The sequence below is a fragment of the Streptomyces sp. NPDC024687 genome (genome assembly GCF_055559055.1).
Genome location: NZ_JBVHLJ010000002.1, coordinates 1 through 26,911, shown reverse-complemented (window position 1 = coordinate 26,911; position 26,911 = coordinate 1). Strand labels below are relative to the sequence as shown.

At 70.9% G+C, this 26,911-nt stretch carries 24 protein-coding genes and 2 pseudogenes; 20 read left to right on the top strand and 6 right to left on the bottom strand.

Annotated elements, in window-relative coordinates; all coding sequences use genetic code 11:
• Window positions 1–251: 251 nt before the first annotated feature.
• The 10 genes from ACZ39I_RS06540 (at window position 252) to gap (ending at window position 9,574) form a co-directional block, all read left to right on the top strand.
• A complete protein-coding gene (locus ACZ39I_RS06540; protein WP_467243352.1) occupies window positions 252–1,439 on the top strand; it encodes an ATP-binding protein in 1,188 nt (395 codons plus the stop codon).
• Window positions 1,436–1,837 (top strand): roadblock/LC7 domain-containing protein, encoded by a 402-nt coding sequence (locus ACZ39I_RS06535; RefSeq protein WP_037713893.1) that lies wholly within the window; start codon window positions 1,436–1,438, stop codon window positions 1,835–1,837. The genes ACZ39I_RS06540 and ACZ39I_RS06535 overlap by 4 nt, the downstream gene beginning before the upstream one ends.
• A complete protein-coding gene (locus ACZ39I_RS06530) occupies window positions 1,834–2,211 on the top strand; it encodes a DUF742 domain-containing protein (RefSeq protein WP_007386762.1) in 378 nt (125 codons plus the stop codon). The genes ACZ39I_RS06535 and ACZ39I_RS06530 overlap by 4 nt, the downstream gene beginning before the upstream one ends.
• Window positions 2,183–2,791 carry a GTP-binding protein gene (locus ACZ39I_RS06525; RefSeq protein ID WP_352385127.1) on the top strand — a complete coding sequence of 203 codons (609 nt, stop codon included), beginning with the start codon at window positions 2,183–2,185 and terminating at the stop codon, window positions 2,789–2,791. The genes ACZ39I_RS06530 and ACZ39I_RS06525 overlap by 29 nt, the downstream gene beginning before the upstream one ends.
• Window positions 2,792–2,841: 50 nt before the next feature.
• The gene (locus ACZ39I_RS06520; RefSeq protein ID WP_467243351.1) at window positions 2,842–4,206 is read left to right on the top strand and encodes a cytochrome P450 family protein; all 1,365 of its coding nucleotides are present in this window, start codon (window positions 2,842–2,844) and stop codon (window positions 4,204–4,206) included.
• Window positions 4,207–4,345: 139 nt separating this feature from the next.
• Complete coding sequence (locus ACZ39I_RS06515) at window positions 4,346–6,010, top strand: hypothetical protein (RefSeq protein ID WP_467243350.1); 1,665 nt, start codon at window positions 4,346–4,348, stop codon at window positions 6,008–6,010.
• 36 nt (window positions 6,011–6,046) lie between these two features.
• On the top strand, window positions 6,047–7,030 hold the full coding sequence (locus ACZ39I_RS06510; protein ID WP_467243349.1) for a phosphotransferase enzyme family protein: 984 nt from the start codon (window positions 6,047–6,049) through the stop codon (window positions 7,028–7,030).
• Between the two features lie 10 nt (window positions 7,031–7,040).
• Complete coding sequence (locus ACZ39I_RS06505; RefSeq protein ID WP_467243348.1) at window positions 7,041–7,469, top strand: OsmC family protein; 429 nt, start codon at window positions 7,041–7,043, stop codon at window positions 7,467–7,469.
• 20 nt (window positions 7,470–7,489) lie between these two features.
• The gene (locus tag ACZ39I_RS06500) at window positions 7,490–8,446 is read left to right on the top strand and encodes a GlxA family transcriptional regulator (protein ID WP_467243347.1); all 957 of its coding nucleotides are present in this window, start codon (window positions 7,490–7,492) and stop codon (window positions 8,444–8,446) included.
• Window positions 8,447–8,575: 129 nt separating this feature from the next.
• Complete coding sequence (gene gap / locus ACZ39I_RS06495; RefSeq protein WP_467243346.1) at window positions 8,576–9,574, top strand: type I glyceraldehyde-3-phosphate dehydrogenase; 999 nt, start codon at window positions 8,576–8,578, stop codon at window positions 9,572–9,574.
• A gap of 78 nt (window positions 9,575–9,652) precedes the next feature.
• Here the strand turns inward: gap and ACZ39I_RS06490 are convergent, their stop codons facing one another.
• Window positions 9,653–10,147 carry an acyl-CoA dehydrogenase family protein gene (locus ACZ39I_RS06490; RefSeq protein WP_467243345.1) on the bottom strand — a complete coding sequence of 165 codons (495 nt, stop codon included), beginning with the start codon at window positions 10,145–10,147 and terminating at the stop codon, window positions 9,653–9,655.
• Between the two features lie 363 nt (window positions 10,148–10,510).
• On the opposite strand from ACZ39I_RS06490, the gene ACZ39I_RS06485 reads away from it, so the two are divergent.
• Window positions 10,511–10,657 (top strand): hypothetical protein, encoded by a 147-nt coding sequence (locus ACZ39I_RS06485; protein ID WP_467244384.1) that lies wholly within the window; start codon window positions 10,511–10,513, stop codon window positions 10,655–10,657.
• Here the strand turns inward: ACZ39I_RS06485 and ACZ39I_RS06480 are convergent.
• Window positions 10,585–10,731: pseudogene (locus tag ACZ39I_RS06480) on the bottom strand (acyl-CoA dehydrogenase family protein); the annotation flags it as partial. The gene ACZ39I_RS06485 and the pseudogene ACZ39I_RS06480 overlap by 73 nt on opposite strands.
• 320 nt (window positions 10,732–11,051) lie before the next feature.
• On the opposite strand from ACZ39I_RS06480, the gene ACZ39I_RS06475 reads away from it, so the two are divergent.
• From ACZ39I_RS06475 to ACZ39I_RS06455, 5 genes are all read left to right on the top strand, one after another.
• Complete coding sequence (locus ACZ39I_RS06475; RefSeq protein ID WP_467243344.1) at window positions 11,052–13,361, top strand: glycosyl hydrolase family 95 catalytic domain-containing protein; 2,310 nt, start codon at window positions 11,052–11,054, stop codon at window positions 13,359–13,361.
• Between the two features lie 25 nt (window positions 13,362–13,386).
• A complete protein-coding gene (locus tag ACZ39I_RS06470) occupies window positions 13,387–15,285 on the top strand; it encodes a glycoside hydrolase family 97 protein (protein ID WP_467243343.1) in 1,899 nt (632 codons plus the stop codon).
• A gap of 56 nt (window positions 15,286–15,341) precedes the next feature.
• Window positions 15,342–16,595 (top strand): 4-hydroxybenzoate 3-monooxygenase, encoded by a 1,254-nt coding sequence (locus ACZ39I_RS06465; RefSeq protein ID WP_467243342.1) that lies wholly within the window; start codon window positions 15,342–15,344, stop codon window positions 16,593–16,595.
• Window positions 16,596–16,648: 53 nt separating this feature from the next.
• Window positions 16,649–17,602: an expansin EXLX1 family cellulose-binding protein gene (locus ACZ39I_RS06460; protein WP_467243341.1), complete on the top strand. Its 954-nt coding sequence runs from the start codon at window positions 16,649–16,651 to the stop codon at window positions 17,600–17,602.
• A 174-nt stretch (window positions 17,603–17,776) separates the two neighbouring features.
• Window positions 17,777–19,291: an FG-GAP and VCBS repeat-containing protein gene (locus ACZ39I_RS06455; RefSeq protein ID WP_467243340.1), complete on the top strand. Its 1,515-nt coding sequence runs from the start codon at window positions 17,777–17,779 to the stop codon at window positions 19,289–19,291.
• 25 nt (window positions 19,292–19,316) lie between these two features.
• Here ACZ39I_RS06455 and ACZ39I_RS06450 read toward each other — a convergent pair whose 3' ends face one another.
• Window positions 19,317–21,074 (bottom strand): protein kinase domain-containing protein, encoded by a 1,758-nt coding sequence (locus tag ACZ39I_RS06450; protein WP_467243339.1) that lies wholly within the window; start codon window positions 21,072–21,074, stop codon window positions 19,317–19,319.
• 237 nt (window positions 21,075–21,311) lie between these two features.
• Between ACZ39I_RS06450 and ACZ39I_RS06445 the strand changes: the two genes are divergently transcribed.
• The 3 genes from ACZ39I_RS06445 (at window position 21,312) to ACZ39I_RS06435 (ending at window position 23,861) form a co-directional block, all read left to right on the top strand.
• Window positions 21,312–22,313, top strand: a complete 1,002-nt coding sequence (locus tag ACZ39I_RS06445; RefSeq protein WP_467243338.1) for a zinc-binding dehydrogenase — start codon at window positions 21,312–21,314, stop codon at window positions 22,311–22,313.
• Window positions 22,314–22,545: 232 nt separating this feature from the next.
• Complete coding sequence (locus ACZ39I_RS06440) at window positions 22,546–23,247, top strand: GAF and ANTAR domain-containing protein (protein WP_467243337.1); 702 nt, start codon at window positions 22,546–22,548, stop codon at window positions 23,245–23,247.
• Window positions 23,248–23,336: 89 nt separating this feature from the next.
• Window positions 23,337–23,861 carry an ATP-binding protein gene (locus tag ACZ39I_RS06435; RefSeq protein WP_467243336.1) on the top strand — a complete coding sequence of 175 codons (525 nt, stop codon included), beginning with the start codon at window positions 23,337–23,339 and terminating at the stop codon, window positions 23,859–23,861.
• Window positions 23,862–23,962: 101 nt separating this feature from the next.
• On the opposite strand, the gene ACZ39I_RS06430 is transcribed toward ACZ39I_RS06435, so the two are convergent.
• Window positions 23,963–24,817, bottom strand: coding sequence for an alpha/beta fold hydrolase (locus tag ACZ39I_RS06430; protein ID WP_467243335.1), 855 nt, complete (start codon window positions 24,815–24,817; stop codon window positions 23,963–23,965).
• A 38-nt stretch (window positions 24,818–24,855) separates the two neighbouring features.
• A complete protein-coding gene (locus ACZ39I_RS06425) occupies window positions 24,856–25,362 on the bottom strand; it encodes a GIY-YIG nuclease family protein (protein ID WP_467243334.1) in 507 nt (168 codons plus the stop codon).
• A 230-nt stretch (window positions 25,363–25,592) separates the two neighbouring features.
• Between ACZ39I_RS06425 and ACZ39I_RS06420 the strand changes: the two genes are divergently transcribed.
• On the top strand, window positions 25,593–26,354 hold the full coding sequence (locus ACZ39I_RS06420) for a polysaccharide deacetylase family protein (RefSeq protein WP_467243333.1): 762 nt from the start codon (window positions 25,593–25,595) through the stop codon (window positions 26,352–26,354).
• A 13-nt stretch (window positions 26,355–26,367) separates the two neighbouring features.
• On the opposite strand, the pseudogene ACZ39I_RS06415 reads toward ACZ39I_RS06420, so the two are convergent.
• Window positions 26,368–26,817: pseudogene (locus ACZ39I_RS06415) on the bottom strand (hypothetical protein); the annotation flags it as partial.
• Window positions 26,818–26,911 lie beyond the last annotated feature (94 nt).

Sequence of the window (26,911 nt, the reverse complement as noted above, 5' to 3'; positions counted from 1 at the left end):
GGGATCTTTATGGAGAGTCCTCAAGTGTGGTGCCTGGTGCGCCTGTTGACACCGTGACGGCTGATAAGATCATTACACTTTTCAGTAGGCTGATGACGCGTCATACGCGCGTACGGGGACAGCCAAAACGGCCCCATCGTGAAGGAGTGACGGTTGGTCCGCCGGTGACGTCCGCGCCGTACGGCGACGGGCATGTCCGGGGTCCCATGCACGGTCAGTCTCCCGACGCGAGGCGACTTGAAGAGAGTCTCATGACGTCATTGTTCGAAGATCCACTCCTGTGGGTCCTGCTCGTGGTACTCATCGCTGCGGTTTTCGCAGTGATGCGCGCACGGAGAACCAACATCCAGCTCCGCGCGAACAACAACAAACTGCACGGCGACATGGCGAGTGTGCGAGGTCAGCTCGCCGAGCTCCAGACGACCTACTCGTCGGTGAGCGCACGGCACGCCGCGGATCTGGAAGAGGTGCGCAAAGACGCCGAGTCGGCGACCAAGGCGACCCTGAAGTCGGCCGTGGGCACCCTGGCGACCCTGGCCGAGGAGCAGCTGTCCCTGCTCGACGGACTCCAGCAGAAGTACGGCGACGACCACGCGGTCCTCGCCGACCTGATGCTGGTCGACCACACCGGCAGCCAGTTCAGCCGCCGTACCAAGGGCATCTCGGTGCTCTGTGGCGGCTGGCTCGGCCGGCGTGACCGGGACGCATCGGTGTACGACGTCGCCCGCAGCGCCCAGGGGCGGATCCGCGACTTCGAGCGGGTCAAGGTCCACTCGCAGGCCAACGTCGCGATCACCAGCCGCGCGGTCGAACCGGTCGCCATGGTCCTGGCCGAACTGCTGGACAACGCCACCAAGTACAGCGCCCCCGGCACCCCCGTCGAGATCAACATCCAGGCCGTCCCCACCGGGATCTGCCTGATCGTCGACGACGCCGGTCTCGGCATGGACCAGGAGACCAAGGCCCGCGCCGCGTCCCTGCTGACCACCGGCGGATCCGTGGACATCACGAGCCTCGGCGACCCGCCCAAGTTCGGCTTCGCCCTCTCCGGGAAGCTCGCCGCCCACTACGGGTTCCACGTCTCCGTCGACGCGGTCTCCCCCTACGGCGGTGTGCGTGCCGTGATCCGGGTGCCCGAGAACCTCCTGACGGCGGACGTGCCCGCACCCGCGCCCGTCGAACTCGACGACCAGGAGGGGGAGCCCGTGGCGGCCAAGCCGACCCCGGTCGCCTCCCTCGTCGTCGGACAGACGGCCGGCGGCCTGCCCAAGCGCCGTCGCCGCCGCAACGGCGCCGTCTCCATGGTCACCACGCCCAGGGCCGAGGTGCCCGACCTGGACGCGGCCGGCGAGGAGACCGCCTCACGGCTCAAGGCATTCGCTCGCGGAACCCTGCTCGGGCGGGACTCGGACAATACGGAAGGACCTCAGAACCAGTGAATCCCGACCTGTCGTGGGTGCTGAACGACGTGCTCGAGGTACGCGGAGCCCGCCACGCCATCCTCGTCTCGGCGGACGGTCTGCTGATGCAGCGGTCCGACGGCATCGTCCGTGACGACGCCGAGCGCAACGCCGCCGCGATGAGCTCGCTGCAGTCCCTGTGCCGCAGCGTGGCCCCCTTCGTGGGCGGCGGCAAGGGCCTGTGGAAGCAGACACTGATCGAGTTCGACGGCGGATGGATCTTCCTCATCGCCGGGGGCAGCGGCTCCTACCTCGCCGTCTCGACCGCCCTGGACGTCGACATGGAGGCCATGTCGATCAGGATGCAGAAGACGGTGGGCGCGCTCACCAAGGCGATGAGCGCGACCCCGCGCCAGCACACCGGCGCAGACGCATGACCTGGCCAGGCGAGGACGCTCCGGTAACCAGCGACTTCGTCCGCTCCTACGTCATCACGGGCGGCCGCCGTCTCCCCTCCGACGACGACCTGGCCCTGCACACCCTGGTGTGCCTGGCCCCCGACCGGACCCTGCCGCTCGGGGCCGGACCCGAGGTACGGGCCATCTGGGAGCTGTGTTCGGGCGGCTACCTCTCGGTCGCCGAAGTCGCCGGTCATCTGGGTCTGCCCGTCGGCGTGGCCCGACTGCTGCTGTCCGATTTATTCGAACAGGGGCACCTCCTGCGCCGCGCTGAACCGGCCCCCGCCCAGCACGTCCCCCGAGCGATACTCGAGAAGGTTCTGCATGGACTCGAAACCCTCAACATCGGCTGACCCCGGGGCGAACGGCTCCATCTACGTCTCCGCCGACGTGACCACCGCCGCGAAGATCCTGGTGGTCGGACACTTCGCCGTGGGCAAGACGACCTTCATCGGGTCCCTGTCGGAGATCACTCCTCTGCGTACCGAGGAGAAGATGACCCAGGCGTCCATGCACGTCGACGACCTGCGCGGGGCGCCCGAGAAGGCGACCACCACCGTGGCGCTGGACTTCGGCCGGCTGACGCTGAGCGACGAGCTGGTGCTGTACCTGTTCGGCACCCCCGGACAGCAGCGCTTCATGCAGCTGTGGGAGGACATGGCCCGCGGCGCGCTCGGTGCCCTGCTCCTGGTCGATCCCTCGCGGCTGGAGGAGACGTTCCCGGTCATCGACCTGATCGACGAGTACGGCCTCGAGTACGCGATCGCCGTCAACACCTTCTCGCAGACCAGCCACTTCGAGGAGGAGGAGATCCGTGAAGCCCTCGACCTGCTTCCGGACACTCCCGTCATCTACTGCGACGCCCGCGATCAGCGCTCCTCCGCCCGCGCCCTGATCGCCCTCGTGCGTCACCTGCTCGACCGCGCCGCCTGAACCACCACCCCCCGCCCGGACCGCACGGTCCGGGCCACCAAAGGACACACATGGACGTTCACGACACGGCCGCCACCGGTGCGGCCAGATGCCCCATGTACGACGGCTCCTTCGCGGCCGACCCGCAGAAGGTCTACGACTACCTCCGGGCCCACGGCCCCGCCGGCCCGGTCGAACTCGCCCCCGGTGTCGACGCCACCCTCGTCGTCGACCACGAGACCGCCCTGCGCGTACTGCAGAACCCCAACCTGTTCGCGCGCGACGGTCGCCGCTGGACCGCCCTCAACGACGGCCGGGTCCCCCTCGACAGCCCCGTCCTGCCGATGATGGCGTACCGGCCCAACTGCCTGTTCACCGACGGCGCCCAGCACCTCAGGCTGCGCAAGGCGGTCACCGAGAGCCTCGACCGCCTCAACGTCACCCGCATCCGCCGCGACGTCGAGCCGATCGCCGCCTACCTCATCGACCAGTTCAGCGAGCGGGGCCGGGCGGACCTCATCAACGACTACGCCAAGCTGCTGCCGCTGCTGATGATCAACAAGCTCTTCGGCTGCCCCGCCGCCATCGGCGACCGCGTCACCAGCGCGATGGCCGACATGTTCGACGGCAAGGACGCGTTGAAGGCCAGCGACGAACTCACCGCCTGCTTCATGGAGCTGGTCTCCCTCAAGCGCCGCGAACCCGGTGACGACATCACCTCCTGGCTGGTCCAGCACCCCGCCGGCCTCAGCGACGAGGAGCTCAAGGACCAGCTGGTGATGCTGGTCGGCGCCGGCGTGGAGCCCGAGCGCAACCTCATCGCCAACGCCCTGCTCCTGCTCCTGGACCGGGACGGCGAGGACGGGCCGAGCATGCAGATCGAGGACGCCCTCGACCACGTCCTGCTCAACAACCCGCCCATCGCCAACTACGCGACGCACTTCCCGCTCCAGGACGTCGACCTCGGCGGAGTGGTGGTTCAGGCGAACTCCCCGCTGGTCATCAGCTTCGCCGGAGCCAACAGCGACCCCGCGCTCGCCTCGTCGGGCCAGGCCCACAGCCGTGGCGCCCACCTCGCCTGGGGTGCGGGCCCGCACGCCTGCCCGGCCAAGAGCCCGGCCCAGGTCATCGCGGTCACCGCCATCGAGCTGATCCTCAACGCGCTGCCCGACCTGGTCCTGAGCGTCCCGGCCCAGGAACTGCACTGGCGCCCCGGCCCCTTCCACCGCGCCCTGGCCGCCCTCCCCGTGCGGTTCACCCCCACCCCGGCCACCCGGATGGCATCGGCGTACGGCGTGCCCACCGCGCCCCGCCCGACCGTCGTCCAGCAGCCCCAGCAGGCGGCGCGTGTCCACGCGCCCGCGCCCGCACCCGTGTCGCAGAAGCCGGCCAAGAAGGGCTTCTGGAGCAGCTTCCTCGAGATCTTCCGTGTGTGACGGCTTAGCACCGCCCGACAGGTGCCGGAGAGAGAACTGACCGCTTCACAAGGTCCTCTCTCCGGCACCTGCGTTCGTTCGGGCGACGAACCGGCTCCCACGCGGCCGACTGGCCCTTCTTCGGGCAGAATCGCCGTGCATGGAGTACTACGACCTCGGCTCTCACGGCCGTCCCGTCACCACCGACTCCGCCGAGGCCCAACTCTGGTTCGACCGCGGCCTGGTGTGGACGTACGCCTTTCATCACGAGGAGGCCGTGGCCTGCTTCGAGAAGGCGGCCGCCGCCGACCCGGACTGCGCGATGGCCCACTGGGGCATCGCCTACGCGCTCGGCCCCAACTACAACAAGCCCTGGGAGTCCTTCGACGACCGGGACCTGGCCCGGACCGTCGAGCGCACCCATGCGGCCGTCGAGGCCGCGCACCACAAGGCGGCCACCCGGGCCACCGCGGTCGAGCGGGCTCTGATCGGCGCCCTGCGCTCCCGCTACCCGCAGGCCGAGCCCGCCCAGGACTGCGCGGTGTGGAACGTGCCGTACGCCGACAGCATGGCCGCCGTCCATGAACTCGCCCCGGACGACGCGGACGTGGCCGCGACGTACGCGGACGCGCTGATGAACCTCACGCCCTGGCAGCTGTGGGACCTGCGCACCGGCGAACCCGCCGCCGGCGCTCGCACCCGCGAGGCACGGGCCGTCCTGGAAGGGGCGCTCGCCGGCGCCTCCGGTCGCAGCCACCCGGGCGTCCTGCACCTGTACGTCCACCTCATGGAGATGTCGCCCACGCCCGAACTGGCCCTGCCCGTCGCGGACCGGCTGCGTGGTCTGGTGCCCGACGCCGGACACCTGCTGCACATGCCCTCGCACCTGGAGGTGCTGTGCGGCGACTACCGGCGGGTGGTGACGGACAACAGCGCCGCGATCGCCGCCGACGAGAAGGACCTCGCCCGGGCCGGAGCGCTGAACTTCTACACGCTCTACCGCTCGCACAACTACCACTTCAAGATCTACGGCGCGATGTTCCTGGGCCAGTCGCAGACCGCTCTGGAGACCGCCGCCCAGCTGGAGGAGTCGATCCCGGAGGAGCTGCTGCGGGTGGAGAGCCCGCCCATGGCCGACTGGCTGGAGGGCTTCCGCGCGATGCGCGTCCACGTCCTGATCCGCTTCGGCCGCTGGGCGGAGATCCTGGACCTCCCCCTGCCCGCCGACCCCCGCCTGTACTGCGTGACGACCGCGATGCTTCACTACGCCCGCGGTGTCGCCTGGTCCGCCCTCGGCCGCATCACGGAGGCGGAGGGCGAACGCGCCCTGTTCCACGAGGCGGTCGGCGAGGTCCCCGAGACCCGCATGCTCTTCAACAACACGTGCGCCGACATCCTGGCCGTCGCCTCGGCGATGCTGGACGGTGAACTCGCCTACCGCAAGGGCGAGTTCGACACCGCCTTCGCGGCCCTGGAGCGATCGGTCGAGCTGGACGACAACCTCCCCTACGACGAGCCCTGGGGCTGGATGCAGCCGACTCGGCACGCCTACGGCGCCCTCCTGCTCGAACAGGGTCGCGTCACCGAGGCCGAGGCCGTCTACCGCGCCGACCTCGGTCTCGACGACACCCTCCCGCGCCCGCTCCAGCACCCGGGCAACGTGTGGGCGCTGCACGGCCTCCACGAGTGCCTGGTCCGCGGGGGGAAGGAAGGAGAGGCCCGCATCATCGCCCAGCAACTGCGGGTCGCCGCCGCGCTGGCCGACGTACCGGTGCAGGCGTCGTGCTTCTGCCGTCTGGAGAACGGTTCGGGTTGCTGCGGATAGGCTCTCGTCAACAGGGGGGCGGTAGCGGGGGGTTGCATGCGGAACACGAGTGACTTCATCGCGCAGGCTTACGCGCTCGGCCCGGGAGAGTGGACGATGACGCCCGTCGCCCGCGGTGCCCTGGGACAGATCTGGAAGCTGTCCGGGAACGGCACCGCGTGGGCGGTGAAGGAACTGCTCTTCGAGAAGGACGAGCCGGACGTCGGCGCCGAGTCCGCACTGCGCGACGCGGCCGGGATGCTGGGCATCTCCGCACCGCGTCTCCTGCCCGACCGCACCGGCGCCCACGTCGTACGGCTCCCCGGGGGTTCCTACGTGAAGCTGTACGACTGGGTCGACGGCACTGCGGCCGACCCGTCGGACCCGGAGATCCTGAGCTGGTGCGGCCGTACGCTCGCCCTTCTGCACAGGGCCGGTCAGGGCGCGAGCGGCACTCCGAGCGCCTGGTACGAGCGCTGCAACCCGGCGTCCGCCTGGGCCGAACTGCTCGGGAAGGTGGAGCGGGCCGGCCTGCCCTGGGCGGGGGAACTGGGCCGGTTCGTCGCCACGACCGCCGTCGAGCTGGCCCGGTACGTCTCGCCGTCGTCCTCCGGTGAGGTGGTGACGTCCCATCTCGACATGCGGCCGCAGAACGTCCTGGTCGGCCCGGACGGACCGGTCCTGCTCGACTGGGACAACGCCGGGCCCGTCTCGGCGGAGCGCGAACTGGCCCGTGCCGTGTACGTGTGGTCGGGCGGCAACCGCTTCGACGCCGAGGAGGCACGGCGCCTGGTGCGCGCCTACCGGGACGCCGGAGGCCGCGCGGTGGTCAAGGGCCCGGACTCCTTCTCGATGCTGTTCGCGACGGACCTCAACTACGTGTACGTACAGGCCGAATGCGCGGTCGACCCGGCGGTGACCGCCGAGCAGCGCGCGTTCGGGAGTCGCGAGGCCGTGGCCAAGCTGCGCGGCCTGCCCGACCTGACTGCCGTCCGGCGCCTGACGGAGGCGCTGACGGCACCGCTCGGCACCCCCGGCTAATGTCCTCGGCATGAGCGAAAACTCCGCGCGGTCCGTCACCGTCGAACGCACCAGTACCGGCCACTTCGTCGCCACCAACACCCGAGGCGGCACGATCAGTTTCGGCACCGGCTCCGACGCCGAGTTCACCCCGGTCGAACTGCTTCTCGCCGCGCTCGGCGGCTGCACGGCGGTCGACGTCGCCCTCGCCACCAGCCGCCACGCCGAGCCGAGCTCCTTCACCGTCGAGGTGAGCGGCAACAAGGTCGACGACGAACTCGGCAACCGGCTGACCGACCTCGCGGTCACCTTCACCGTGGCCTTCCCCGACGGCGAGGGCGCCGACCGGGCCCGCACGATCCTGCCCAGGGCGGTGAAGACCTCCCACGACCGCCTGTGCACGGTCAGCCGCACGGTCGAGATCGGCACGCCCGTCACCGCCACCGTCGAGGACGCCTGACCTCTGCGTAGCCTGTCCCCGTGTCAGCCTCCCGCCTTCGCCGCGTCGCCGTTCTCGTCCTCGAAGGCGCGAAGCCCCTGGACGTCGGCATCCCCGCGCAGGTGTTCACCACGCGCGCGAGCATGCCGTACGAGGTACGGCTGTGCGGCGCGGCCCCGGGGCTCGTGAGCGGTGGGGACGGGTTGTCGTACCACGTCGCCCACGGTCTGGAGGCGCTCGCGTGGGCGGACCTCGTCTTCATCCCCGGCTACCGGTTCCCGGACCGCGAGGACCCGCCGCCGTCCGTCGTCCAGGCCCTGGTCGCCGCTCACGGCAGGGGTGCCCGGCTCGCCGCCATCTCGACCGGCGCCTTCGCACTGGCCGCGACCGGCCTGCTCGACGGGCGGCGCGCCACGACCCACTGGCACTACACGAGAGCGCTCGCGGCGAGGCATCCCCTCGTCCGCGTCGACGAGAACGTGCTGTTCGTCGACGAGGGCAGCGTGCTGACGTCGGCCGGCGCCGCCTCCGGCATCGACCTGTGTCTGCACATCCTGCGCGGCGACCTCGGCGTCGCCGCGTCCAACCACGCGGCCCGGCGCCTGGTCGCGGCCCCCTACCGCAGCGGCGGTCAGGCGCAGTACGTGCCGCGCAGCGTGCCCGAGCCACTCGGTGAGCGCTTCGCCGCCACCCGGGAGTGGGCCCTGCACCGGCTCGACCAGCCCCTCACCCTCGACGTCCTGGCGCGGCAGGCCGCGGTGTCGCCGCGCACGTTCTCACGCCGCTTCGTCGAGGAGACCGGGTACACGCCGATGCAGTGGGTCATGCGGGCCCGCATCGACATGGCCCGCGAGCTGCTGGAGCGGTCGGAGCGGAGTGTCGAGCAGATCGCCACCGACGTCGGCCTCGGGACGGGCGCGAATCTGCGGACGCACTTCCAGCGGATCCTGGGGACGACGCCGAGCGAGTACCGGCGCACTTTCGCCCGGGGCGAGTAGCGTCCCCGCGTCCGCACCGCCCTTGGCGCGATCCTTTTGAACCGTGGCGATCGCGCCACTGTCACCGGTGGAGGCCGCGCGCGAGCCTGGTGGGCGTAGGAAGTCGACATCGGACACGGGACACCATTCATGACTCGCATCGCCATCAACGGATTCGGCCGCATCGGACGCAATGTGCTGCGCGCGCTCCTCGAACGCGACAGCGCCCTGGAGATCGTCGCGGTCAACGACCTCACCGAACCCGCCACCCTCGCGAGGCTGCTCGCCTACGACAGCACGGCCGGCCGCCTGGGCCGTCCGGTGACCGTCGACGGGAACACCCTGGTCGTCGACGGCCGCCGCATCACCGTGCTCGCCGAGCGCGAACCTGCGCAGCTTCCCTGGGCCGAGCTCGGCGTCGACCTGGTGCTGGAGGCCACCGGCCGGTTCACGTCGGCGAAGGCGGCCCGCGCCCACCTCGACGCCGGCGCGCGGAAGGTCCTGGTCAGCGCGCCCTCGGACGGCGCGGACGTCACCCTCGCGTACGGCGTCAACACCGACGCCTACGACCCGGACGTGCACACGATCGTCTCCAACGCCTCCTGCACGACCAACGCGCTCGCCCCGCTGGCGTCGGTCCTCGACGAGCTCGCCGGCATCGAGCACGGCTTCATGACCACGGTGCACGCCTACACACAGGAGCAGAACCTCCAGGACGGCCCGCACCGCGACGCCCGCCGCGCCCGCGCCGCCGGTGTCAACATCGTGCCCACCACGACAGGAGCCGCCAAGGCGATCGGCCTCGTGCTGCCGAATCTGGACGGCAAGCTGTCCGGCGACTCGATCCGGGTCCCGGTTCCGGTCGGCTCCATCGTCGAGCTCAACACGACCGTCGCCCGCGACGTCACCCGCGAGGACGTGCTCGCCGCGTACCGCTCCGCGGCCGAGGGCCCCCTCGCCGGCATCCTGGAGTACTCGGAGGACCCGCTCGTCTCCTCGGACATCACGGGCAACCCCGCCTCGTCGATCTTCGACTCGGCCCTCACCCGCGTGGAGGGCCGTCACGTGAAGGTCGTCGCCTGGTACGACAATGAGTGGGGCTTCTCGAACCGCGTGATCGACACGCTGGAGCTCCTGGCGAACGGCTGAGCGACTCTCGGGCACAGAGGTCTAGCAACTCGCCCTCGCCACCGCCGGATGCGCGCCGGCCGCGTTCTACTGGGGCCTTCAGAGGAACGGCGTCCCGGCGTCCAGTCCGGACAGCACTCTGCCGTACAGCTCCAGGTTGGCGGCGGGGTTGACGAAGGAGTGCAGGTTCAGGGCGTTCAGGTCCCGCACGGCCCGCTGGACCGGCACCTCCAGGTTCAGCGAGGACGCGCCGGACGCGGAACCGATCAGATCCACGGCCTCCTTGCACAGCCGCGCCACATAGCCGGCCTTGGCCCGGATCCGAGCCCGTTCCTCCGTCGTGTAGGAGTTGCCGCCGGCGACCCGGGCGTCCATCAGCGAGACGAAGTCGGCGGTGAGCAGTTCGGCGCAGGAGATCTTCATCGCGGCCTCGGCGAACTGCAGATGCGTCACGGGGGCTTCGTGCTGATGGCCGTAGAACGTGTAGGTGATGCCCCGCCGATGGATGCGCTCACCGAAGTCCGCCAGCGTCGCCCTGGCCGGACCGAGGGCGCCGGCCGCCGTCCAGGCGCAGAACAGCAGGAGGACGGGCATGCCGTAGAAGGGTCGGCGCTGTTGAGGCGAGAGGGGAAGGAGCCGGCCAGCAACGGTCCCAGCGGCAGCACACGGTGGGCCGGGACATGGACCTCTCGGGCCACGACACTGTTGCTGCCGCTCCCGGCCAGACCGGAGACCTTCCAGTCGTCGAGCACGTCGAGGTCGGTCATCGGAACGGCCGTCCACAGCAGGTCTGGAGGGCGGCCGTCACCGGAGTCCGCCACAGCGGTCAGCAGATGCCAGTCGGAGTCCTGACAGCCGGTGGCGAACGGTGAGGTCCCGTCGATTACATAACCGCCGTCCACCGGACGGGCCTTCGCCTTCGGGACGAGAGTGCCGCTGACTCGTATGCCGGAGTCGGTGAAGATCTCATCCTGCGCCTCGTCGGGGAAGAGCGCCGCGATGAACGCGCACCCGGCTTGGATCAGCGCCGTGAACCCGGTCGACCCGCACGCCGCCGAGACCTCGCTCAACACGTCGATCTGCGTGCGCACCGATGACTGGTAACCGCCGTACCGGCGAGGGACGTTCATGCGGTGGACCCCGGCGTCCGTCAGAGCCGCGACGACCTCGTCCGTCACCCGGCGTTCCTGTTCCGTGCGCAGGGCGTGCGAACGGATGAGGGGCTGAAGTTTCCTTACATGTTCGACGAGTTCGGCGTCCGAGTTCGGTGCGGATGAACCAGCCAAGACACGACCTCCGGGCCCGATGCGCGAGAACCCTCACCGTGACGCCGAACCCGACGAGTGTCAACGCTCCTTTCAGGCCCCGCTCGCGTCGCAATACATCGGATGGGTTACGTGATTCGTGAGGCGCCGAGCCATTGACAGGTACACGGACGCCTCTTAGGTTCCCGGATACACCCGATGTATCAAGGATCCGCCCGCTCTGGAGGACGACGATGACCTCACAGCCCGAGAGACACGCGCAGCCGCCCCGCAGGGCCGTACTCGGCACCGCGCTGGGCGGCGCCGCGGCGGTCGTGTTACCCGGTACGGCCCACGCCGAAGAACCGATGTCTTCGCAGCGGGGCGCCAAAAGGCCCTGGAAACTCCGCGACACCATGAGCACCGACAGCGCCTGGGCCCGTTTCCTGCGCGACCAGGACCTGCTGTGGACCAGATTGCCCACCCTCTGGTACGAGGGCCCGTTCCTCGGTGACGGCCAACTCGGCAGCATGATCTACCAGGAACCCGGCGCCAACCAGATCCGTTTCACCGTCCAACACGGCCGAGTCCAGGACCACCGCCCCGAGTTCGGCAGCGGCTGGGGCACCTGCCGCCTCCCCGTCGGCCATCTCACCCTCGAACCGGTCGGCACCATCACCGCCGTCGACTGGCGGCTGAGCCTGTGGAACGCCGAACTCACCGGCACCGTCACCACCACGGCCGGCACCCTCACCCTCGCCGCCCTCATCCACGACGAGGTCCTGGCCGTACGGGTGAAGGCCGCCGGCGGTGAGCGGGCCACCTGGACCTTCCACCCCGAGGAGGCCATCAGCCCGCGCAAGATCAGCGAGGCCCCGCCCGCCGACTACACCGCCAACCCGCCCTGGACCACACGGACCGCCACCGACGGCACCGAACAGGTCCTCCAGCCCCTCACCGGCGGCGGCCAGACCGCCACCGCCCACCGCCGCACCGGCAACGACCTGCTCCTCAGCGTCGGCCACAGCCACCCGTCCGACACCGCCGCCGAGGCCGACTCGCTGCGCAACCTCCGCCGCGCGAAGTCCTACAGCGCGCTCAGGGAACGGCACCTCCGCTGGTGGCACGCCTTCTACCGCAAGAGCTTCGTGTCGTTCCCCGACCGGCGTCTGCAGAGCTTCCACTGGATCCAGCTCTACAAGGTCGCCTCCGCCAGCCGCGCCGGCGGCCCCGTCATGGCGACCTCCGGACCCTGGCTGGAGCCCACGCCCTGGCCCGCGGTCTGGTGGAACCTCAACGTCCAACTGGAGTACTGGCTCATCCACGGCTTCAACCACCCCGAGCTCGACTCCCTGGCCACCACCCTGCGCCAGAACCAGGAACAGCTGATCGCCAACGTGCCGGCCGCCTACCGCGCCGACAGCTCAGGCATCGGCCGCAGCTCCGACATGTTCGCCAACCGCGGCGTCGGCCGGCCGGGCACCGGAGCCGAGACCGGCGACCTCACCTGGGCCCTGCACAACGTGTGGCTGTCCTACCGCCACTCCATGGACGAATCCCTGCTGCGCGACACGATCTACCCCGTACTGCGCCGCGCCATCAACTACTACCTGCACTTCCTCACCCCGGGCAGCGACGGCAAGCTCCACCTGCCCAGCACCCTCTCGCCCGAATACCCCGTCGTACCGCCGCAGGACACCAACTACGACCTCGCCCTCATTCGCTGGGGCTGCCAGACCCTCATCGACTCCGCCGAACTCCTCGGCATCGACGACGAGTTGGCCCCGCGCTGGCAGGAGGTCCTCGCCAGACTCACGCCGTACCCGGTCGACGCCAACGGCTTCATGATCGGCGCCGACACTCCCTACGCCCAGTCCCACCGCCACTACTCGCACCTGCTGATGGTCTACCCGCTCTACCTCGTCAACTGGGACCAGCCCGAGAACCGCGACCTGATCACCAAGTCGGTCGTGCACTGGCACGCGTTGACCGGCGCCCACCGCGGCTACAGCTACACCGGTGCCGCCTCGCTGTACGCCATGACCGGCGACGGCGACACCGCGATCACCTATCTCCGCAAGTTCTTCGACCCCACCACCCGTTACCCCTGCCGGGTCAACACCCACTACACCGAGGCCGGCCCGGTCATCGAGACCCCGCTGTCCGCCTCGCAGTCCCTGCACGACATGTTCTGCCAGAGCTGGGGCGGAGTGATTCGCGTCTTTCCGGCCGTGCCGACCGCCTGGGCCGATCTCACCTTGCACAACTTCCGTACGCAGGGCGCCTTCCTGGTCAGCGCCGTCCGCAAGGCGGGGACCACCCGGTTCATCAGGGTCAAGAGTTTGGCGGGCGAGCCCCTCAAGCTGCGGCACGGCCTGACCGGACGCCTCACCGCGGTGCTGGACGACGGCACCCCGGCCCGCACCCACGACCTCGGCGACGGCACCCTCGCCATCGACCTGCCGCGTGGCCGCGAGGTGCTCGTCCACACCGGCTCCCGTCCCGACCTGAGCATCGCGCCCGTCGCCGTCAGCGAGCCGGGCCCGGCGTGGGGACTGTCGTAAAGGCCACACAACACGGAGGATTCCGATGGCGGTTCCGATCAGAACCGCGGTCGCCGCACTCTGCGCCTCGCTGGCGGCCGCACTCCTCACCACCGCACCCGCACAAGCCGAACAGCACGACCTGCGCGACGGGGCCTGGTCCGTGTCCGCAGGAGCACACGCGCCCCGCGCACAGGTCACCCTCGACGACACCACGGGCACGCTGAGCCTCGCCGTGTCCCGGGAGGGCCGTACCGTCATCGAGCCGTCACCCGTGGGCATCGTCACCGAACAGGCCGACCTGTCCAAGGACCTGCGCTTCCTGCACCGCAAGAGCCGTACGGTGCAGGAGCGTTACCGCACCAGGTCCGGCAAACGGCTGGACCGCCGGGTCCGGATGAACGAGACCCGGCTGTCCTTCGCCACCGCCGCGGGCGCCCGCCTCGACCTCGTCGTCCGTGCCTCCGCGGACGGTGTCGCCTACCGCTACGTCCTGCCCGCCGGAGCCGGTGACGTCCTCGGTGAGACGTCCGCCTTCAACCTCCCGGCCGACGCGCGCGCGTGGCTCGGCACCTACCGGGCGGACAACGAGGGCCAGTTCGCCCCGTACACCGCCGCGGGCGCCCCCACCGGCGAGTACTCCGACCAGGCCCTGTTCTCGACCCCCGGCGGCTACACCCTGCTCGCCGAGTCCGACCTCACCGGCGCCTACTCCGGCGCCCGCCTCGCCCACACCCAGGGCACCGGCACCTACCGCATCGAGCTGGCCGACGACCGGGTGACGGCCGACGGCCCCCTTGCCACCCCCTGGCGGGCCATGGTCACCGGCGACCTCGCCACCGTCACCCGCTCCACTTTCACCGACGACCTCGCCCCCGCCTCCAAGGTCCGCGACACGTCCTGGATCCGTCCCGGCACCGTCCTGTGGACCTGGCTCGCCGGCGGCAGGACGGCGGGTCAGAGCCTCGCCGCGCAGAAGGCGTACGTCGACTACGCGGCCGAACGCCACTGGCCCTACGAGGCGGTCGACGCCGGCTGGTACTACCGGCCGGGGGAGTGGGACGTCACGAACCCCGACTGGCAGACCGACAGCTGGATACCGGAACTCGTCCGGTACGCCCGCGCCAAGGGCGTCGGCATCATCGTCTGGATCCACCAGCGCGACCTCGACACCCCAGAGGAACGCGCCCGGTGGCTGCCCACCCTGGAGAAGTGGGGAGTAAAGGGAGTCAAGATCGACTTCATGAACTCCGAGGCGCAGCCCATGCTCCAGTGGTACGACACCGTCCTCGCGGAGACGGCCGCCCACCACCTCATGGTCGACTTCCACGGCTCCACGATCCCCAAGGGCATCCAGCGCACCTGGCCGCAGGTCATGACCCTGGAGGGCGTCGCGGGCGAGGAGAAGCGCACCAACACCGCCGCCCACCTCACCACCCTGCCCTTCACCCGCAACGTCATCGGCTCCATGGACTTCACCCCCGGCGCCTTCCAGCGGGTGGGCCTGCGCCCCAACTCCGACGCGGCCGAGATCGGCCTCGCCGTCGCCTACGAGTCGGGGCTGCAGATGTTCGCGGGCACCCCGGAGTCGTACGAGGCCCGGCCGCTCGCCCGGGCCTACTTCGACCAGGTCCCCGCGGCCTGGGACGACACCCGCCTCCTGGCCGGCGAACCCGGGCAGGAGGCCGTACTGGCCCGCCGCAGCGGAAACCGCTGGTTCCTGGGCGGGGTCTACGCCGGTGCCGCCCGCACGGCCGAGGTGCCCCTGTCCCTCGGTCCCGGCCGGTGGCTGGTGGAGACCATCCGGGACGGGGCCGACGGACTCGTCCAGGACCGGCGGGTGCTGCGCGGCGGCGACACCCTCACGGTCGACGTCGTGGCGAACGGCGGCTTCGCCGGGCTCGCCTGCCCCTGGCGACCGGGCCTCACCACCTGCCATCGCTGATCGAATCCGGCACCTCCGGCGGCAGCCCTCGCTAGGCTGCCGCCGGAGGTGCCCAAGTGGCCGTCAGAACAAGTCAGTTGCAGGATGTTCCCGAATCCACGACCGTCGTCGTGATCGGCGCCGGCCCGGCCGGGATGACCGTCGCCACGCTGCTGCGGCACAGCGGCATCGACTGCGTCGTCCTGGAACGCCGCTCGCGCGACCATGTGGCGCAACGCCAGCGCGCCGGCATCGTCGAGACGCGCGCGGTCCGCATGTTCGACTCCTGGGGACTGTCGGACCGGGTCCTCGGCGGTGTCCCCTACGACGGCATCCTGGAGTTCCGGGTGGACGGCCGCAGCCACCTCGTGTCCGACAGCGACGGCTCCGACGGTCCCGCGGCCCGCCTGTGCCCGCAGCAGATCCTCGTGCAGAAGCTCACCGCGACCTACCTCGACGACGGCGGCGACCTGCGCTTCGAGGCCGCCGAGGTCTCCCTGCACGACCTCAGCGGTGATCGCCCGACCGTCCGCTACCGCGGTGCCGACGGCACGCTCCACGCGATCACCTGCGACGTCGTCGCCGGCTGCGACGGCGATCACGGCGTCAGCCGTACCTCGGTCCCGGACGGCGAGCTGACGGCGTACGCCTTCGACCACGGCATCGGCTGGCTCACCGTCCTGGCCGACGCCCCGCCCCCTGCCCACCCCCTCCTGGCAACCGGCCGAGAGGGCTTTGCCGCCCACTTCCCCCGCGGTCCGCACGCGAGCCGCTACTACCTCCAGTGCCCGCCCGACGACGACCCCGGCGCCTGGCCCGCGGACCGCGTCTGGGACGCCCTGCGCACCCGGCTCGGCGACCCCGCCCTCGTCTCAGGGCCGATCACCGACCGCGAGGTCTTCCGGCTCCGCAGCCTCGTCCACGACCCCATGCAGTACGGCCGTCTCTTCCTGGTCGGCGACGCGGCGCACATCGTGTCACCCATGGGCGGCAAGGGCATGAACCTCGCCCTGTACGACGCCGACCTCCTCGCCCGGGCCGTACGCGATTTCGTCCGGGGCGACGACTCCGGCCTGCGCACCTACTCGGCGCGCTGTCTGCGTCGCGTCTGGAACGACCAGGAGTTCTCCCACTGGCTCACCCGCACCCTGCACGACGCGGGCGACGCCGAACCCTTCCTGCGCAACCTGGCCCGCGCCCGCCTCGACCGCCTCTTCAACTCCCCGGCCGCGGCCGGTGCCTTCGCCGAACTGATGACGGGCCTCGACCCGACCGGGGACGCGGTGGCCCACGAAATCGGCGGCAACCTTTCCGGACCCGGCGGCGACTGACAAGTCGCAAGGCCCTCCGCCGGAGGCTCGCACGGATCACCAAGGACGCACCAGTGGCATCTCGTTCGCATCGTTCCCCTTCGTCGGGCAGGGGGCGCACGGCCTTCGTCTCGGCGGCCGCCGTCGCCGCCGTGGCGCTCGTGGCAGCGCTGATCCTCGCCTTCAGTCCCGACCACGAGACCGACGCCGGCCCGGCCGCGGCCACGCGCGTCGCCGGCACCCGTGGCACGCCGACCCCGACGACCGAGAAGTCGGAGCCCACCACGGCGTCCCCCTCGGCGTCGGCCCGCACCGGCAGCCCCAAGGCCACCGCGAGCAGCAGCGCCTCGCCCCGCCCCTCGAAGAAGCCGGTCACGCAGCCGGCGCGGAAGACGTCCACGTCGGCCTCGCTGACCGGACGGATCAAGCCGGGCGTCTCCTACGACGGCGTGGCCACCTTCTACGACGTCGGCGACGGCAACGGCGCCTGTCTGTACGGCCCCACGACCGACGTCATGACCGCCGCGATGAACCACACCGACTACGAGACGTCCAAGGCGTGCGGGGCGTACATCCTCGTCCGCGCCGCGAGCGGTGCCTCCGTCACGGTCCGCATCACCAACGAGTGCCCCCTGCCCTGCGCCCCCGGCCAACTCGACCTCAGTCCGCAGGCGTTCGCGAAACTCGCCGCCCCCGTGCAGGGTCAGACACCGATCACGTGGAGCCTGCTGAGCCCCAGTACCTCCGACACGATCTCGATCCGGTACAAGACGGGATCGAGCCGCTACTGGTGCGGCATCCAGGCGATCGGCCACCGCAACCCGCTGGCCCGGCTGGAAGTGCAAACCTCTGCCGGGTGGTCCGAGTTGCCCCGCACCGACTACAACTACTTCCTCTCCGAGAAGGGCAGCGGGTGCGGTGGTGCGATCAGGATCACCGACATCTACGGGGAGCGGCTGGAGATCGACGGAATCAGCGTGAAGCCGGACGTCGTGCAGTCGACCGGGGTCCAGTTCGCCCGGCACTGACCCCGCCCCCGCCCTTCGGTGTTGTGGTGCGGCAACGGTTGTCACTGGCGTGTCACAGGACGCCAGGCCCCCACAACCTGTTCCGCGGTCGTCGTGTCGAACCCTGCGTTGAGACAAGACCAGTCGGCCGGACCAGCCGACTGACGGAGCGTCAATATCCAACGGGGGAACCAGATGAGCATCACCACGCGCACCACCCGGCGTACCGCAGGTTCGGCCGCCGTCGTGGCGGCCTCCTTCCTGCTGCTGGCGGGAGCGGGCATCCTGGCCGCGCCGACCGCGTTCGCGGGCGTCCCCGGCGGCACCTCCGCCGCCGACCGCAACAACGACTTCAACGGCGACGGCTACGGCGACCTCCTCATCGGGGTCCCGGAGGGCACCGTCGACGGCAAGGAGGGCGCCGGATACGTCACCGTCCAGTACGGCGCTCCCAACGGCATCGGCACCAACAACACCGTGCCCAAGGGCGAGGTCCAGCTCCTCAGCCAGTCGACCAAGGGCGTGCCCGGCACCTCGGAGACCGGTGACCTCTTCGGACAGGCCGTCGCGAGCGGCGACCTGGACGGCGACGGCTACGACGACGCGGTCATCGGCACGCCCGGCGAGGACGAGGGCACCCTCGAGGACGCGGGCCGGGTGACCGTCGTCTACGGATCCGCCAAGGGCCTCGACACGGGGCGCACCGGAACCATCACCGCCGCCAAGCCCGCCGAGGGCGCCCGGTTCGGCCACTCGGTGGCAGCCGCCCGGTTCACCGGGGACATCTACGGCGACCAGCTCGTCGTTCTGGACCAGAAGGTGGGCCTGCACGTCTTCACCTACCACGCCGGCGTCCTGCGCCAGGTCGGCACCCCGCACTCCACCGGCCACACCCTGCAGGCCGCCTACCTGACCACCGGCGACTACGACGGCGACGGCTTCGCCGACCTCGTCGTCTCCGGCTACAGCCCCGACGACGACTACGTCAAGGGCTGGTCGGCGCTCTACGCAGGCGGAGAAGAGGGCCTGAGCTACCGGAGCGACCTGCACGGCGGCCTGGGCACCGCCTCCGGCGACATCAACGGCGACGGCTACGACGACCTCGTCGTCGGCCAGCGCAGCGGCGTGGACGAGTCGGCCGGTGACGCGGACGCCCCCGGCGGTCTGGTCGGCGTCTACTACGGCGGTGGGGAAGGGCCCGCCGGCGAGGTGGGTCCCGGCACCGCCCCGCAGTGGTGGTCGCAGAACTCCCCGGGCCTGATCGGCTCGCCCGGGGAGCACGACGCCTGGGGCAACGACCTCTCGGTGTCCGACGTCGACGGTGACGGCTATGCCGACCTGGCGGTGGGCGGGCCCGGCGAGGACGCGGACGGCGAACAGAGGGCGGGCGCGGTGTCGCTGCTGCGCGGCTCGCGGGAGGGCGTGACCGCTACCGGGTACCAGCACTTCGACCAGAACACGCGGGGCATCCCGGGAGCCGCCGAGGCCGGCGACGGCTGGGGCGTCCAGGTTCGGCTGATCGACACCGACGGCGACGGCCGGTCCGAGCTGGTGGCCGCGGCGCCCGACGAGAACGCCGGTGACGGCGCGGTGTGGCTGCTGCCCGCGAGCGGCGACGGCCTGCTCGCCGACGGCTCCCGTTCCTACGGCGCCGCCGCCCTCGGCGGAAGCGCCCACGGCGCCCACTTCGGCGCGGTCATCGACGAGTGAGCGTGACGCGTCCGGTCCGTGGCCGTCACTCGGCGCTGCGCAGCGCGACCCAGGTGTCGTGCGCCACGACACCGTCGGCGCCGAGGCCCCGCTCGTTCTGGAAGGCCCGGACCGCGCTCTCGGTTCCGGAGCCGAACTCACCGTCCACACCGGCGCTTCCGACGCCGTAGCCGCGCTGCGTCAGGATGCATTGCACCTGCTGTACGCGTTTGCCGCTGTCGCCGAGGCTGCTGCGTCCGTTGCCGGCGTAGTACGTGCACTCCGAGAGCCAGGGAGCGGTGTCGGTTCCGGCCGACGGGCTGTCGGCGGACGGAGTGGGGGACGGCGTGGTGGACGGATCGGCACCGGGAGGCGGCGCGTCGACGTCGTCCCGGTCGCCGGCGGATCCCGAGACCCTGGGCTGGGCCGAGGAGGTCCCCGTCTTGGTGTCGCGGTCCTCCACCGCGGCGCCGTCGACGTTCGTGCGGCTCAGTCCGCCTGTACTCGGGGACCCCGAACCACTGGAGGCGCCACCGGAGCCCGTGCCGTCCGCGCTGGTGGCACCGGCTTTCGGAGAGGCGACGGCAGGGGGATCCTGACGCATCAGCAGCAACGCTGTCGCAGCCACCACACAGACCGTGACGCCCGCGACGGCGACGAGTAGCGCCCTCCTCCGGCTCCGGGCAGGGGCACCTGACGGGGCCGGCGGGGGCGGGGGCGGGGTGCCCTCGGCCTTCGCGGGCGGCTGCGCATCACGAGGAGCAGCAGGCTGGGGCAGACGCGCGGACAGGAGCAGGGGGAGGTTGTCCGGAGACCGTAGCCGGTCCATGGCCGCCACCGGCAGACGGTGCAGTGCCTCGTACGCCTGCTGCCGGGCGAGCACCTCGCCGCCCAGCGGCTCCGGCCAGGCGGAGGTTACGGGACGTGCCCGGGCGGCGTCGATCAGCTCCTGCGGGGTGGGCCGCCGCGCGGGCTCCTTGTCCAGACAGGCGGTCAACAGGGCGCCGAGCTCCTCGTCCGCCGCCGAGATCTCATCGACGACCTCGGGATTGGGGTCCTCGTACGCCACCCGGTGCATCACGTCGACCCCTGTGCCGTCACCGAAGGGCGCACGTCCCGTCGTCGCGTAGACCAGTGTTCCGGCCAGCGAGAACACGTCCGACGCCGTGTCGGACCGGCCCTCTCTCAGATGCTCGGGCGACATGTAGGCGGGAGTGCCGACCCGGTTGCCCGTGCCGGTGATGGCGCTCGCGTCAGCGGCCTTCGAAATACCGAAGTCGATCACGTGGGCGCCCCGGACGGACAGCAGCACGTTGGACGGCTTCAGGTCCCGGTGCACGATCTCCTCGACGGCGAGGCTCGCAAGGGCCTGCCCCAGCTCCGCGACCAGCCGCCACACCGCGGCCGCCTCCAGGGCGCCGTACTCCTTCACGGCTTCCGCCAGATCGAAGCCCGGGAGGTACTCCGTGGCCATCCACAGCAGCTCGTCCTCGAAGCCCGTGCCGCACAGCCGCGGTGCGTGCGGTGTCCGCAGGCGGGCGTGCACCGCTGCCTCGCGCTCGAAGCGGCGCCGGAACCTGGGATCCTCCGCGTACTCCGGCCTGATCACCTTCACGGCGACCAGCCCCGGACTGTCGTCCGCGGGACGCGCCAGGTAGACCCGACCCATACCGCCACTGCCCAGCAGCGCCACCGGCGCGTAGGGGCCGACGCGCCCCGGGTCGCCGAGCCGCAGTGGTAACGCACCGGTCTGCCGCAGCGCGGCAGTCGCGTCGTCCGCCGACGCCGGCCGCTGTACCGACAAGAAGTCCCCCGAAGTCACGTTCGATGCACGCCAGTTCACCCCCAGTGAGAGAAGAGCGTAACTCAGCTCGCGCAAGTGTTCAGGAAATCGCTCACCTCCGTCCCGTGAGTGCCGGAACAGCGCCGCGCAGTCCCGACCGGGCGGTGATCCGGGGCGAGTCGGGAATGAACCGGCGGCCTCCGCATGTTTGCGCACCCGCCGACCGGCCCTCCCCGGTCCCGGGAAGAAAGCAGGCTCATGACGTCCTCGCCGAACACCATGCGCGCCGTCCAGCTCTCCGCTCCCGGCCCCGTGGAGAACCTGCGGCTCACGACGCTCCCGGTCCCGCCCGCAAGGGACGGCTGGGTACGCATCCGCGTCGAGGCGTTCGGCCTCAACCGGTCGGAGCTGAAACTGCGGCTGGGTCTGGGCGTCGGTGTCACCTTCCCCCGGGTGCCGGGCATCGAGGCCGCCGGCACCGTCGACGCGGCCCCGCCGGGCAGCGGACTGGTTCCCGGGCAGAAGGTCGTCGCGATGATGGGGGACATGGGGCGCACCTACGACGGCGGCTACGCCGAGTACACCTCGGTGCCGCTGTCCCAGGTCCTCCCTGTGGACACCGACCTGCCCTGGGAGGTGCTGGGCGCCCTGCCGGAGATGGTGCAGACCGCCTACGGCTCGCTCACCGTCGGCCTGGATCTCACCCCCGGCCAGTCCGTGCTGATCCGAGGCGGCACCTCCTCGGTGGGCCTGGCAGCGGCCGCGCTGGCCACCTGGCGCGGCGCCACCGTCCTGTCCACCACCCGGCGGGCCGACCGCCTCGCTCTGCTGGCCGAGCACGGTGTCGACCACCCCCTGCTCGACACCGGCGAGATCGCGCCCGCCGTACGGGAGCTGTACCCGCACGGCGTCGACGCCGCTCTCGACCTCGTCGGCACACCGACCCTGCCCGACACCTTGCGCGCGGTACGCGTGCACGGCACGGCCTGCTTCGGCGGCAGCCTCTCCAACCAGTGGACGGTGCGGGACTTCTCCCCGAACGAGTACCTGCCCCGGGGCGTACGCCTCGCCGGCTACTTCGGCGACGCCGCCGACCTGCCACGGGAGGCCTTCCAGGAGATCCTCGACGCGGTCGCCGCCGGCCGGCTGGCCTTCCCCGTGGACCGTGTCTACGACGGCCTGGAGCAGGTGCCGCAGGCCCACGACGACATGGAGCACGACCGCGCCACCGGCAAGCTCGTCGTACGCGTCCGGCACTGACGGCACCGACTGCGCAGGAGTAGCACTGTCAGGGGTGGGGACTTGAAGAGCAGGCCGGCGCGGCGGCGCACCCATGGGGGCCGCACCGGCCAGGCTTCTCCGGTTCAGCCAACGAGCCGGGGAAGCCGCGTTCCGGCGAGGCCACCCACACTGGCGAGGCCACTCACACTCCAAGACGCACAGCAGGGCAGCGGTAGGGTGGCCGCACCAGTGGTCGAGGCGGGTGGTGGCGGTGGAGTGGCGAGAGTTCGCCGAGGCGATGGCTCAGCTCGCGCGGCAGTTGCTGGCGCAGGAGTCGGTGCAGGGGACGCTGGACGAGATCGCGGCGTCGGCGGTGCGACTGGTTGACGGCTGTGACGCGGCCGGAATCCTGGCGGTCCGCAAGGGGCGGGCGGTCACGCTCTCCGCATGCGGCGAGGTGGTGGAGGCATCGGACCGGCTGCAGGGTGAGCTGGCCGAAGGCCCGTGCTTCGATCTCGCCGCCCGGGCCGACGGTGTGAACGGCGAGCGTGTCTTCCGGATCCCCGACATCACCGAGCCGCAACCGTCCTGGCCGCGGTTCGCCGCGGCGGCTCGCGACCTGGGTATCGGCAGCATGACCGGCGTACTGCTCTACACCCACGACGCGGACTTCGGCGCCCTGAACCTGTACTCCCGGCGCCCCGGCGCCTTCGGCAAGGACATCGAGACCGCCGGCTGGCTGCTGGCCTCGCACGCCGCCGTCGCCCTCGCCGACGCCCGCACCATCGACCAGCTCGAGGAGGCCATGGAGACCCGGCACGCCATCGGCGAGGCCATGGGCATCCTCATGGAACGCCACAAGCTGAGCGAGGACGACGCCTTCAACGTGCTGCGCCGCATCTCGCAGCAGCACAACATCAAGCTGCGCGACGTCGCCCAGCGAGTCCGTTCCGACCGCGCGAAGAAGGCCTGACCCGCACCACCTGGCGTACGCCCCGCGCGCCCGGGTAGCCGCAAGAGCGGCAACCGGCCGAAGTGGTGAACGCGACGAAAGAGTTCTACATGGTCATCCCGCTTATGAAGCAGGCGGCGGATGAACTGGACGCGGACGAGCAGGCCAGGCTGCGCTATGCCGCAGCCTGGGGCCCGAGTACCCCCCGCGCCGTGGACGCGCGACGGGATGTGCGCGCCGTCCTCGCCCACGCTCCGTGCGGCGACCGTCCCGCCGTCCCCGTGTCCAGGGTCATGGACGCCGAACTCGTCGTCAGCGAGCTCGTCACCAATGCCTTGCAGCATGCTCCCGGCCCCTGTGCGCTGATGCTCCGGGTGTCCGGAACCGAGCTGTCGATCAGCCTGTACGACACCTCGCCCGACGCTCCCGTGGTCCAGCCGCCCGACCGGTGCCGCGTCGGCGGGCACGGCCTCCGCCTGGTGCACTCGGTCAGTGACAGAGTCGTCGTCACCCCCCGTGACGACGGCAAGGAGATCACCGCTCACCTGCGACTCGTCGCGAGCGACGAGGCCGGCACGGTCGACAGGACCGTGCTGTCCGCCCCGCGTGCGGACCGGACCCGGCAGACCTCATGACCGGTGCCGGAGCCGGGTGAGGGCCGCGCCCGGCGGGCCCGGCGCCCGTCGGCACGGCTGATCCGGTCGAAGAGGCGATCACTGTGCCGACCGCGGCGGGTTCATGAGCGACCTCCTTCCGTGTGCCGCACCAGGGCCGACACGAAGTCGTCCCACACGGGCCGCGGCAGATCATGTCCGGCGCCCTCGAGAACCAGCAGCTCCGCCCCCGGGACCGCGTCACGCAGCGCCTCGCCGTGCGGCAACGACAGCAGGGGGTCCCGGTCGCCGTGGACCACGAGCGTCGGCGCCACGATGTCGCCGAAGCCGCCGTGCGCCGGCCCGTCGAACCGGATGGCGAAGTGGTTGACCAACGTCGACGCGTAGTTCCTGGCCCGCGCCACGTCCCGCTGGACCAACGCCCGGGTCGCGGCCTCGTCGAAGTACGGCGAGCCGCCGGCGTAGGCCCGCGCGCCGTCGACGACGTACTCCACGAGCGCGGCCACGTCGGAGACGTCCGGCGCGGCGGCCATGGCCAGGTCGCTCGACGGCGGCGGCAGGTCGTCGGCACCGGTCGAGGTCGAGACGAACGTCAGCGAAGCGACCCGGTCGGGATGGTCGACACCGAGGGCGAGTCCGATCCCGCCGGACATCGACTGGCAGACCGCATGGGCGCGCTCGATGCCCAGAGCATCCTGGATGCCGAGCACGTCGAGGCCCAGATCCGTGGACGAGTAGTCCGGCTGTCCCGGTGGACAGCAGGTCGACCGGCCGGTGTCCCGCTGGTCGTAGCGAACCACGAAGCGGCCGCGGGCGGCGAGCTGTCCGCACAGGTCGGCGTCCCACCACAGCATCGAGGCGGCCGCCCCGGCGACCAGCGTGATCGCCGGGTCCGCGGGGTCTCCGAAGGTCTCGACACACAGCTCGACGCCGTTGATCCCGAACAGTCGCTCGCCGTGGGATTGATATGAGGTCATGTCCAGCACGCTAGAACTCCGGCCTCCATTGTGGAGGATCAGGGGGCGCGGGTCGGATCCGGGGGTCGTGCGGGCTCGGCCTCTTCCGCTTCTCCGGCGAGTTTCGCGACTTTCGCCTGTGCCGCGGTGATGCCGCGGAGTATGAGACGCAGGTGGGTGGCGGACTCGGGTACAGCGGCTTCGAGTTCTTCCAACCGCCTGCGTTGCGCGGCGAGTTCCGCCCTGAGCCGCGCGGCCCGATCGGGTGGTGGGGGAGGGGCGGCCCCGTTGAAGACGACGTTGTGCAGGGGGCGTTCGGTGTGGACCGCTTCGCGTTCGGCCGCATGGGCGTCGTCGGGGTAGTCGATCTGGACGCCGATGACGCGGGGGCCCCAGGGCTGTTGTTGCAGATGGGTGCGGATACGGGTGAGCGGGCAGGTGGAGATGCCGACGTACAGCAGGCCTTCGATGCCGTAGAGCCGGTACAGGGCGGTGCGGCCCGCGGTGTGCAGGCTGCCTTCCTCGTCGAACAGGCTGCGCAGGAACTGGGTGTCGATGTCGGTCATGACACGGCCTCCCTCAGTCCGGGGCGCACGGCGACCGCGCGCCGTTGTCCGTCCTCTCACGCTCCCACGGGGGTGTGACACCGTGTTCCGCAGCCGGGTTGTCCGTGAACCCTCCCGGAATTGTCCTTGATCCGTAACGGACGCATCCCGTGGCCGCAGTTCCTCGTCTTGTCAGGTGGTCACGGAGTGACCGGGGAATTGACGAGGAACTGCGGGAAAGCGGGGCGGACATGGCACGGCACGGTGGGCGGGGCTGGAACGGCAAGGTGCTCGGGGCGGCGCTCGGGGTGACGATGCTCGCCGCCGGTGCCTCCGTGTGGACCGCGCAGGCCGGCGCCGTAGGGGTCACGCCGCCCAAGGCGTCCAAGCCGGCCAGTGCGGTGAAGCCCGTCGATGTGACCATCGTGCACGCCTCGGACAAGGGAGCACGCGGCGTCAACATCACCATCGACGACGGACCCGACCCGGCGTGGACCCCCCAAGTGCTGGACGTGTTGCGGGAGTACGGGGTCAAGGCCACGTTCTGCATGGTGGGAACGCAGGCGCAGGCCCACCCTGACCTGGTGAAGCAGGTCGTCGCCGCCGGACACCGGCTGTGCGACCACTCGGTGTCCCACGACACCACCATGGACAAGAAGTCCGAGGCATACCAGTCGCAGCAGATTCTCGACGCCGAACGCATGATCACCCAGGCCTCGGGCGGCGTACGGCCGATGTACTACCGGGCCCCCGGCGGCGCCTTCACCCCCTTCAGCCGCAAGCTCGCCGCTTCCCGGGGCATGCGTCCGCTGGGCTGGAACGTGGACTCCAAGGACTTCGAACGGCCGGGCACGGACGCCATCGTCGCCACGGTCGAACGTGAACTGCCGGGCGGCCCGACCGTCCTGTTCCACGACGCGGGCGGCGACCGCTCCCAAACGGTGGAGGCGCTGCGCCAGATCCTGCCCCGGCTCGAGGAGCAGGGCTACTCCTTCGGCTTCCCCGTGCGCTGAACCGGGGGCCCCTTCAAATGCCGTCCGGTTGCCAGGGCAGGACCCGGAAGTCGCCGGTGCCGTTCTTCACGCGCTCGAACGGCGCCGAACTCACGCACTTGGGCAGGTTCTTGGTCTCCACCGGGTTGCTCACGGCCCAGCTGTAGCCCAGCCGGTCGTGTCGCCCCATGTCGTGCACGGTGAAGCCGACCCGCTTGCCCTTCGCTCCCGCCAGATCGCTGCCGGTGATGACACCGGTGGCGACGGCGACCTTCCCCCCGGTCACCAGACAGTCGATCCTTCCCTTGGCCCAGGCGCCCTCGCCGTTGAGGTAGTGACTGAAGCGGAACGTTCCGGTGGCCTTCGCGGGCTCCATCCGGTGCTCGGCGGCTAGATGCGCGTCGAAGGTGAAGGTGATGTCGTCCCCGAGGGTCCGGGAGAGCTTGGCGGATCCGGTCAGGGCCGCGGCTTCCCGGGGCGCGCGGGGGTGCCTCTATGTCTTTCGTCAAGCGAGGCGTGGGGTTCTGGGTTCGTAGAAGGTGCCGTCGCGGAGCATCGCGAACAGCACGTTGATCCGT

Bases quoted from the DNA above. Each gene is read 5' to 3' on its own strand.
- ACZ39I_RS06490 (WP_467243345.1), bottom strand. From the start codon at position 10,147: ATGCCCGTCCTCCTGCTGTTCTGCGCCTGGACGGCGGCCGGCGCCCTC.
- ACZ39I_RS06470 (WP_467243343.1), top strand. From the start codon at position 13,387: ATGGCGGTTCCGATCAGAACCGCGGTCGCCGCACTCTGCGCCTCGCTG.
- ACZ39I_RS06525 (WP_352385127.1), top strand. From the start codon at position 2,183: ATGGACTCGAAACCCTCAACATCGGCTGACCCCGGGGCGAACGGCTCC.
- ACZ39I_RS06425 (WP_467243334.1), bottom strand. From the start codon at position 25,362: ATGACCGACATCGACACCCAGTTCCTGCGCAGCCTGTTCGACGAGGAA.
- ACZ39I_RS06515 (WP_467243350.1), top strand. From the start codon at position 4,346: ATGGAGTACTACGACCTCGGCTCTCACGGCCGTCCCGTCACCACCGAC.
- ACZ39I_RS06430 (WP_467243335.1), bottom strand. From the start codon at position 24,817: ATGACCTCATATCAATCCCACGGCGAGCGACTGTTCGGGATCAACGGC.
- ACZ39I_RS06475 (WP_467243344.1), top strand. From the start codon at position 11,052: ATGACCTCACAGCCCGAGAGACACGCGCAGCCGCCCCGCAGGGCCGTA.
- ACZ39I_RS06435 (WP_467243336.1), top strand. From the start codon at position 23,337: ATGGTCATCCCGCTTATGAAGCAGGCGGCGGATGAACTGGACGCGGAC.
- ACZ39I_RS06510 (WP_467243349.1), top strand. From the start codon at position 6,047: ATGCGGAACACGAGTGACTTCATCGCGCAGGCTTACGCGCTCGGCCCG.
- ACZ39I_RS06455 (WP_467243340.1), top strand. From the start codon at position 17,777: ATGAGCATCACCACGCGCACCACCCGGCGTACCGCAGGTTCGGCCGCC.
- ACZ39I_RS06420 (WP_467243333.1), top strand. From the start codon at position 25,593: ATGGCACGGCACGGTGGGCGGGGCTGGAACGGCAAGGTGCTCGGGGCG.
- ACZ39I_RS06530 (WP_007386762.1), top strand. From the start codon at position 1,834: ATGACCTGGCCAGGCGAGGACGCTCCGGTAACCAGCGACTTCGTCCGC.
- ACZ39I_RS06505 (WP_467243348.1), top strand. From the start codon at position 7,041: ATGAGCGAAAACTCCGCGCGGTCCGTCACCGTCGAACGCACCAGTACC.
- ACZ39I_RS06520 (WP_467243351.1), top strand. From the start codon at position 2,842: ATGGACGTTCACGACACGGCCGCCACCGGTGCGGCCAGATGCCCCATG.
- ACZ39I_RS06540 (WP_467243352.1), top strand. From the start codon at position 252: ATGACGTCATTGTTCGAAGATCCACTCCTGTGGGTCCTGCTCGTGGTA.
- gap (WP_467243346.1), top strand. From the start codon at position 8,576: ATGACTCGCATCGCCATCAACGGATTCGGCCGCATCGGACGCAATGTG.
- ACZ39I_RS06445 (WP_467243338.1), top strand. From the start codon at position 21,312: ATGACGTCCTCGCCGAACACCATGCGCGCCGTCCAGCTCTCCGCTCCC.